Consider the following 8740-nt stretch of genomic DNA (forward strand, 5'->3'; position numbering starts at 1 on the left):
GTTCCACCTCTTAACTCGCAAAAAAGACTTCAGCGTGGACATGGCAACGATAGCAATTAATATGCCTAACGAAGTTAACGGGGGAAGCTCTGCGGAAAATCGCGATTAATGAAGGGTTAATGCTGTGAATAATAAAAATGACATGTAAATCACATGTCAAATTCATTGAGATCGACAATAGCTTGGATACAGGCGACATTCGTAAAATTCGGTCTTACTTAGCATAGGCAAGAACGAATCTAGCTAAACAACAACAACATCATCGTTGCAAGTCATGGGTTTGTCGCATAAAGAACTGCAATAGGAAATTTTGGAAAGATTTCTATTCGTTCCCAATTTGAACGGATTTTTCCTGCTAAAGCGTCACTCGAAGTAAACGTGTTAACAAGCGACAACACGTAACCGTAGGCTTTCAGTGAGCATCTTTTATTCAGTAACCCTGTGTACAAAAGAATCAAAATCAGACTCAAAACTCAATCTAATAGAATCAGCCAAAAGTTGCTTCCCAAGTTCAAGATTGTATTTTGGAAGCGAAGACGACGCATAAAATTCCTTGTCATCACCATCAATATGGTCTTCATAAAAAGCGTCAGCCAATCCATCTAAATTAACGATCAACGCCAAATTATTGGTGAGACCGAGTTGAATAGTATTTGAATCGTGTGCCAAACCCAAAGCGTAAAAATCACCCTGAGTGACCTCACCTTTCAACGCAGATTCGACCTCCAACCATATTGAACCATTGCGACAAAGAACCAGAATTTCTGCATCTGGCAACGACAAGACAAATTTCTCCAACTCACGTCTAACCAAACCAGAATCAAGTGCGGTGCGATTTACCATTTTCCTTAGTCCTTAAAAATATTATTGAAAATTCAATTGAGTCTCTATACCAAAGTAGAAAGCAATAATTGGTTAAGAGTGCAAATCGAGTCTAACTCAAATTATTTTTAAAGTCCCATCGCCTAAACAGGGAAAAAGGGGCTATTTAGAGACCTCATGTTCAGCCACACTCTTTTCAATGCATGTGCCCCTTTGAAAAAGTAGCTCCAACTTTATTTACATACAGCGAGAGTTTGAGATTACAAACCTAGTCTTGCAAAAGCAATCGTTCAAGACAACGAAGATCATAAAATGCATACTCGGTTGAACAAAATAGTTGTACTGAACGAGTGCACCTTTCAACCTGGTTTTCACTCATCTTTACCCTATAAAAAGCTTGAATCAATCTTCTAAGCTTCTTTGGTATAAATCCTAAATAGCTCAGCTTGTTGAATCACAAATTTGCTTGACTTCAAAATGAGCGACCTTTCTTCATTAGTGAATTCATCATTTAATGCCAGCGCATCGGCATACTTTGCTGCACTATTTGCCACTTTCACGGCTTCTCGGTGCAGAAGCGTAAGCGGGATTTGACAGCACTGCGCAAAATTGGCGAAAGCAAATCCCTTCACCTCTTTTAGTTCAAAAACATCACCAAACCCCATCGCCAATTCGTGGGAAATCTCTGGGTATTGCATCACACTAACCAGATCGTTCCAAGGTGCTGGCTCAATTCCATCTCGCAAGACAAAGAACGAAAAGTTCTTGCAGTGCGCATCGCAATTACCAATCAAAAATTGGAACAATGCCGATCCAAACACAATTTCTCATTCTTCGACATGATATGTTCTGTCGTATATCGTCACATCAAATTGAATATATGAATTCGCTTACGTCGTTGAATCTCTAGATCAAGAATGCGTTTACATTTAGATGTGGTAATTTGGATTCTGACATTTCAGAATACTATTCTCAGAAACTAGAAATATTTTTGACTATGTATCAAGAAGAAAGTATCGTGCTCTCTTGAATTGCAAAAGCACAAAAAAGAATGATTCAAATTATTGAAATAATTGGCCGAGCTCACCAAGGTGTGACCAAACCATTTCTGTGCAAAGGTGATGACGACCTCCTTTATTACGTCAAAGGTACTGGTAGTCACGCAGGGCATCGCAGTCTTTTAGCAGAGTGGATATCTGCTCATCTCGCACGAGCATTTGGCCTACCAATCGCACCTTTTCAATTAGTTGATGTTCCGGAAATTCTCATCGAAATCGCGATTCCTGATTGGACATCGCTTGGATCGGGTATTGCATTCGCATCCAAGCAACAGACTTTCGCTCAAGAACTGCAATGGTCTCAAATCAAACAAATTCCAACCCAGCTTCAACAAGATATTTTAGTCTTTGACTGGTGGATTCATAATGCAGATAGAAGCCTAACCGACAAAGGTGGGAACCCCAATTTACTTTGGGACACGCAAGAAAAGAAGTTGGCGGTGATTGACCACAACAATGCTTTTGACATCGGATTCAATCCCATAGAGTTTTGTGAAAGTCATGTGTTTAGAGGGCAAATTCCAGCCGTTTTTGAAGATTGTGTTGTAAGAGCAACTTATGTTGAACGAATGGAACGGGCATTTGCAGCGTTTGAAACGGCATGCAATAATAGTCCTCTTAATTGGTGGTGGATTGGTGATGGGGTTCCTTGCTCCTTTAACAAAGACGATGCGCGGCGTCTATTGGCCCGTTTCGATAACCAATCTTTTTGGGGGATAGCTTCATGAAATATGCATGTCAATACGCTATCGTTAGATTTCTTCCTTATGCAGAGACCGGTGAATTTGCGAATGTTGGCATCGTGCTCACCTGTCCGCAAACAGGCTATTTCGACTTCAAGTTATTAACTCGTGTTCGACGTATTAGCGCATTCTTTGAAGAACTTGATATAAGTATCTTTAGAGGTGTGAAGGCATCTTTCAGTGCAGAATTAGATCGTGTTAAAACGATGCTAACTGCCGCCCATACAAATGATAAAGAACCAGCAACGCCGACCAATAAAGCACTCTTCAATCATTTATTCGCTGAAATTGTTAGACCACGTGAAGCGATGATCCGGTTTGATGATCCAAGGGTTATCCTGACTGACAATCCAAGCGATAAACTTAATGAGTTGTTTGAGCACTATGTCGCAAGAAGTTTTGCCACAAAACAATATCAAGAACAGCTAATTGAGCGCCACGTTTCACAAGCGCTGAAACAAGCTGATCTTATGAAATTGTATGCGCCTGCAGTTTTAGGTAACAGCGCCTATCACGTGCGTTTTCCGTTGGTCAAAACGTTAAACGAGAAAGCTCAAAAAGTGATTAAACCGTTACACCTTGCACAAGACGACCCAACGTCGCTTTATGACCACGGTTGGGAGTGGGTTGGTAAAATTCGCAAGCTGAAACGTGGGCATTTTTTACCGAATGCAGTCTTATTTACAGTGAATAGACCAAATATTGAGAGCACCGAATGCTATGCTGCATTTGCCGAAATTATGGATGAAATGAAGAATCAGAACGTCAAGGTTATTTCATATGATGATACGGAAGAACTGATTAAATTTGCTCACGAGTAATTTGTTTAGGCTCTAGATGTTATCGAAGCCCTGCTTGCGCAGGGCTTTTTTTATACAGAAAGAAATTTCATATATCATTTTTTGTCGCGCAAATTACGAGTCTGGACTTCCCCTAATTTAGTAGACAACACTTAACTTCCAAATTGGCATTGCTCGAATGCTAGGGTGCTAATCCGATTTATAACTGAGTTTGGTGATCGTATTCAAAAATACGACCACTGATTTGTTCCGTTACATTTACATAGAACTTCTTACAAGCCCCCTTAAGACAGATTTCGCACAACGCGGACTGCGCTCTTAATATCGCTGTCAAATACCAAATTGAATCCGTCGATAGCGGACCGCCCTATCATTTGATTTACGGCTTCTTGCATAATGGCATTGGCAGTCGCGATAGAGGCGCCTTCACCAAACATGTCAACGATCTCAGCAAAACTCATGTCTTCACAAAAACACGCCCTTGAATTTGTCATCCAACGCAAAACGAACTCACACAAATGCTCTTTTGTGGGCAATACGAAGTGCACCTTTTCTGTAAATCGTCCACCACGCAGTGCCGCGGGATCTAGTTGGTCTGGATGATTAGTTGCTGCAATGAACACTAGATCACGAACTCGCCCCCCTGCCCCGTCCATCGCAGTCAGCAATTTATTTGTGATTGACGCCACATAGGAGTTGCCCCTGCTGGCGAGGACATCATCCGCTTCGTCAATAAAAATAATACAGGGGCGGATATCTCTTGCTTCCTTCAATAATCTCTCTATCTCACCTGTCTTATGGATCAAGTCATTGCCAGAGGTGTTCAAAAATGCAAACTGCGATTCTTTAGCAAGAGCCCGCGCCGTTTCGGTCTTGCCGGTACCAGGTTCACCATAAAACAGAAGCCCTGAAGGTATAGTGCCACCCATGGATTCAATATGGTCGACATTTTTCATACGCGTTGCAATGGTCGTTAATTGTGCACACAACTCGTCTGAAAGAATGAGGTCGGCCAAAGAAAGCGTGTTCTCTGGGAGATGCCCTTTTCTTCCCTGCAGGCTCCGCATGGCACGGTTGAGCAAATGACTATCGATCCGATCAAACTCTTCTTCCTCTCGTATTGCATAGAGTTCTTGTCCAATAGATTGTATGCGTTTGACCGAGAAACCTTGCCAACGTTTTGCATATGTCCTAAAGAATTTCTCCTCTTGCGGTGTCACATGAAAATATCGATCAATAGCCCGGTATAAAAGTTCACCACGAGCTTCTTCATCAGGTGGATTAATTTCGATTTTAAAATCAAAGCGCCCCTCTCGTATCGCAGCCGTATCGAGTTGGTCGAAGAAATTCGTCGCACCAATAAAAAGCACAGCATGCTGACGCAAATTGACAATTTCAGTCAGAAAGACATTGGTTGATCTCGCCGTTTCATCAGTAGAAGATGCAAGCGTTCTATCGGAAATCAAACTATCAATCTCGTCAAAAAAAAGGACGCAAGGTGCTTGCTCTCTTGCATCGGCAAAGACCCGCATCAGATTCTCTGTGGTGTCATTGATCCATTTACTGGCAATATCGCCATAAGATACAGAAATGATGGGGAGATCTAATTCACCAGCGATTGCATCGGCAAAGAATGTTTTTCCATTCCCTGGTTCACCAAAAAAGAGAATGCCATTTCTGGTCGTCTCTAGATTTTGATTGGCATCATCGTCTGTGATTTGATTCATTGCCCTGGCAAGGTGACTCTTTAACTCATGCATACCCCAAATCTGGTCAAATGTTGTTCGAGATGGTTTAGCCACATATCGAATGACTGGGAGTTCTGACGAATTCTGTTTTTGATGAGTCAGGGCTCTTTCGGAGATCGCATTCGGTGTAGGCAGTCCAGTGCTCAACATAGGCTCTTGTGCCTTTGTGATAGGTTCAGACAGTGCTGCGATATAGGCCATCCATTTCCAACAAATGACCCAAAGTAAGCTGTTCGCACCTAAGAAGACGATGATTTCACCTATTCCTACTGTCGATGCTGGTCCAATCACGGTCAGAATTGCTTCTGCCAACAAGAGCGCAACGGATGCACAGAACATATCAAATCGAATGCCAGAATAAAACAAGAAGAATAGATAGGCCTTAGCAATAGCGATTAACATTAAAAGGCAGACAAAACTGTAGTAAGTAAAGGGAGAGTCCAAGGGTGATGCGCGCCAATAATGGACAATGAGTGCTAAATTGAAGGTTGTAATCATCAGTGCGTAAAGCGACACGCCGATGCGCCACATTACGTCGATGATACTTGACTTGGTTGAACGAAAATCTTGCATAATGTTTTCTCCTAACCTGAAACTCGACATGACCGAGTTGATTTTTTCCAGACGGTTAAAGTTCGATCGATCTCTCAACTAGTCTTTTTTCTGATGATCAAAAAATTGATTGATACGATTGGTGATCCAATCCCGCCTGCGCAGAATATTGACAATCCTCACAATCGCCATCAAAAAGATCAGTGTGTTCAGCGCCCAATAGGACATGAGTCGCGACACTTCCATGTGCTTGGCAAAAAAGTCTGCGAACCAAAACTGGACGAACATCCAATTAAGCAAGGAACTGGCGATAACGCCAGCTAGTGGAATGAAATATGAATTGTTTTTACTAGGCATGAATATTCCCGATTGCGTTAGTCGAAAGTCAGTGACCAAGTGAATTACTTAGTACTAGACACGACTACCCTACAATAGGTTTTGAGTTCGTCAAGTCGATTTAGGGAAGAAAGAATTGGTTGAATCTTAAGCAGCGATTTAAGCTCTAAGAACTCAAGAGCTCGCAATACTGGCTTGATCTTTGCCAATATAAAATTAGCTCAACGATAGGGGATTGCCTATATGAACATCGACACAATGAAGAATGCTTTGTATTTCACAAGCGAGAGTTCAACAGGCATCCTTTTGTTTCTTCTATACGCTGTTGACGCGCATCCAAAATCGACCACGCTGGAGTTCAGGTAGAACACCTGTTGAGAGTCGCCGCAATAAGCTAACCAAGTTTGATGTAGCGTTTTACAGTTCGACTGTGGTGTTCATATAGATACTCAAACTTCCTCCATCCAATCTAAGTTGTTGTCCGTCGCCTTGGCATTTTGTGCAACGAATATTGATCAGAGAAATAAACCTATCCTGACTGTTCTTCTGCAACAGAATCCAAGTCAATAGGACAGAAGTCATTTAGTGACGTTCTGATTTCAAAAAATCAGAAGAAACTCCATATGATGAAGGCAATTGACAGCTACATTCTGTGTGGTTTAATTGATTTGGACAGTATTCAAGGCAACGATGATCGCTATGCAGGAATATATAGACTTAACGCATTATCGAGAAGAATGCCCAATCAAGACTAACCATGTATTGATAACGATCGCGTAGAAAATCATGAAGACACATTACTTCGAAATAAAGAAAAGAATCGCAAAACAAAATTTTAGAGCAAATAAAGTCCCCAATTGGATGAGCAGTTTATCGCCATGCAACATTCGATTCGGAGAGGCAATGGCAGAGCGAAGCTGGTATGAAAATGTCGTAACTTCAATCAACAACTACCCTCTTCTCATACAATGGAGCCATCCTCGTAAAATTTTTTTTCAACGTCTACAGCAAATGACGACCGTGGAAATTTTTACCAAAGAAATCTATTGGAACAAAAGGCAAGGCAGAGAAGCTGAATCTATTGAGCTTCATCGGCAGTGGTTTCATTTAATCCCTCCAGGCGAAAATCGTCATGAAGTCACGGAAACCATTTTAGATTCTGACAATTTGAGAGTAGTACCGAGTTTCCATTCAACATGGGAACCATTCGGTAGAATCGTCACCGTTTGCTTACCGCTAGAAGTAAGAAATCTGTTAGAGCTCGAACAGCTAATTCAAACAGTCAAAAGTATTGCTACACATTCGACATCCCTTGCAAAGCAATTTCCTGCATATTCTTATTCTGCGCATGACTGGCGCACAGACCGTGATTTTCTTAGAAGTGAACGACACGCACCAATCGCTCTCTTGTGATCGGATAACCTTCCTGACGCCAAGCATTTCTACCTACTGCAAGCATAACAATATTATGAAAGGGTACTTTCCTTGACAAAGTCGTCCATACCCATTCAATGCATTAACGGCAGCCAATGTTTTTGTCCGTCCCACACGCGGTTGCGGGAAATTCACGCCACATTGCTAGTAAAAATAAATCGCTATAAACTTTCATCATCAGAATGAGTTAAACATGACTTTACGCACCGTCATCAACGAGCATTTTGCGAAGCGTCCCCCGCAGCATTTACGCCGTGCAATGCAAAGATATCTTTAGCTAAATCCATGCCGAGAACGGTAACAATATGGCTCTCGTCACTAGCATTTTGGAACGACATAGTGTTAATCTTGTCCATGATTTTTCCTTTCACGAGGTAATTACATTGCACTGCATCTCTTACTCTACGCCGCTTTGGCTGATTGTAATTACCTCCCTAGCTGTTCTGGATGAGGAAGCCTCTTTCATTCGTTAGGCATTTACCCACAAGGAGAACATTATGTATTTGAACCTCAAGATGCTGGTATCGACAATTTTTCTCATCACCTTCCTAACCGGCTGCTGGAAACAAAGCGATGTTGTAACAATAAAATCGGATGGCTCGACAGAATTTGAAACAGATATTGTCATTACGGAAAAGGGGTTTACTACGAAAGATGTCGAAGAATTAACTTCCGAATTTGTAAAAGGGCTCAAGTCCGCTGGTTGGCAAGTGGAAAAGAAGTGGGTTTCAAAATCTGTGCCCTTTAAGCTTTCGTTTTCTGGTCGAGGCAACATACGCCAAGTAAAAAGTGCGTCAGATTTTTACAAAATACAAAAGATCAATGAAGACACTTACAGCATTCGTTTTGTTCCAGCAGAAGCGAAAGGCGGTAAAAGCTCAAGAAGTATGCAGTTCAAACGTGGATTTTTCGGTGGCGCAAAAATAATTGATGAGCGTGGAAATGAAGTAAAAGCAATCGATAATGTGTTGGGAAATCAGACCTACAAGATCGTTTTCTGATCGAGGAAAAATGCCTAGCCCATCATTCCACCGGACGTTGCGCGATAAAGCAGCGCAATGCCAGTGAATTCAAACGTTAGCCGATATCGTTGCAAGCATGCCCGATAAAATCATCACATGGGGGTGCGGATATTTTCTTGGACTGATTTATGTTGTTAAACCCAAGCGCTCTCTGTATTCAATCGGGCTGAGATAGCCTAGGGACATTTTAATACGCTTTTCGTTATACCAGCGAATGTAGGCATC

Annotated in this window: 10 protein-coding genes; 4 read left to right on the forward strand and 6 right to left on the reverse strand. The window is 41.8% G+C overall.

Annotation, left to right across the window (positions count from 1 at the left end; genetic code table 11):
- Positions 1 to 426: 426 nt before the first annotated feature.
- Positions 427 to 843 (reverse strand): hypothetical protein, encoded by a 417-nt coding sequence (locus H8K52_RS20275; RefSeq protein ID WP_186924733.1) that lies wholly within the window; start codon positions 841 to 843, stop codon positions 427 to 429.
- Between the two features lie 389 nt (positions 844 to 1232).
- Complete coding sequence (locus H8K52_RS20280; RefSeq protein ID WP_343044264.1) at positions 1233 to 1643, reverse strand: HipA domain-containing protein; 411 nt, start codon at positions 1641 to 1643, stop codon at positions 1233 to 1235.
- 230 nt (positions 1644 to 1873) lie between these two features.
- Here H8K52_RS20280 and H8K52_RS20285 point away from each other — a divergent pair, with 230 nt between their 5' ends.
- Together H8K52_RS20285 and H8K52_RS20290 are read left to right on the forward strand one after the other, a co-directional pair.
- Complete coding sequence (locus tag H8K52_RS20285; protein WP_186924734.1) at positions 1874 to 2608, forward strand: HipA family kinase; 735 nt, start codon at positions 1874 to 1876, stop codon at positions 2606 to 2608.
- Complete coding sequence (locus tag H8K52_RS20290) at positions 2605 to 3444, forward strand: DUF3037 domain-containing protein (RefSeq protein WP_186924735.1); 840 nt, start codon at positions 2605 to 2607, stop codon at positions 3442 to 3444. Before H8K52_RS20285 ends, H8K52_RS20290 begins: the two co-directional genes overlap by 4 nt.
- 263 nt (positions 3445 to 3707) lie before the next feature.
- Here H8K52_RS20290 and H8K52_RS20295 read toward each other — a convergent pair whose 3' ends face one another.
- Entirely contained in the window at positions 3708 to 5744 is a 2037-nt protein-coding gene (locus H8K52_RS20295; RefSeq protein WP_186924736.1) for an AAA family ATPase, read from the reverse strand.
- 78 nt (positions 5745 to 5822) lie between these two features.
- On the reverse strand, positions 5823 to 6080 hold the full coding sequence (locus H8K52_RS20300; RefSeq protein WP_186924737.1) for a hypothetical protein: 258 nt from the start codon (positions 6078 to 6080) through the stop codon (positions 5823 to 5825).
- 765 nt (positions 6081 to 6845) lie between these two features.
- Here H8K52_RS20300 and H8K52_RS20305 point away from each other — a divergent pair.
- The gene (locus H8K52_RS20305; protein WP_186924738.1) at positions 6846 to 7472 is read left to right on the forward strand and encodes a hypothetical protein; all 627 of its coding nucleotides are present in this window, start codon (positions 6846 to 6848) and stop codon (positions 7470 to 7472) included.
- 233 nt (positions 7473 to 7705) lie between these two features.
- Here H8K52_RS20305 and H8K52_RS20310 read toward each other — a convergent pair whose 3' ends face one another.
- Positions 7706 to 7849: a hypothetical protein gene (locus H8K52_RS20310; RefSeq protein ID WP_186924739.1), complete on the reverse strand. Its 144-nt coding sequence runs from the start codon at positions 7847 to 7849 to the stop codon at positions 7706 to 7708.
- 141 nt (positions 7850 to 7990) lie between these two features.
- Here H8K52_RS20310 and H8K52_RS20315 point away from each other — a divergent pair, with 141 nt between their 5' ends.
- On the forward strand, positions 7991 to 8494 hold the full coding sequence (locus tag H8K52_RS20315; RefSeq protein ID WP_186924740.1) for a hypothetical protein: 504 nt from the start codon (positions 7991 to 7993) through the stop codon (positions 8492 to 8494).
- A gap of 147 nt (positions 8495 to 8641) precedes the next feature.
- Here H8K52_RS20315 and H8K52_RS20320 read toward each other — a convergent pair.
- Positions 8642 to 8740 (reverse strand): IS3 family transposase (locus tag H8K52_RS20320; protein ID WP_186924741.1); only part of this gene is annotated, 99 nt, incomplete at its 5' end.

Origin of the sequence: Affinundibacterium seohonense (assembly GCF_014284305.1) — a bacterium.
Taxonomy (GTDB): Bacteria; Pseudomonadota; Gammaproteobacteria; order Burkholderiales; family Burkholderiaceae_D; genus Undibacterium; species Undibacterium seohonense.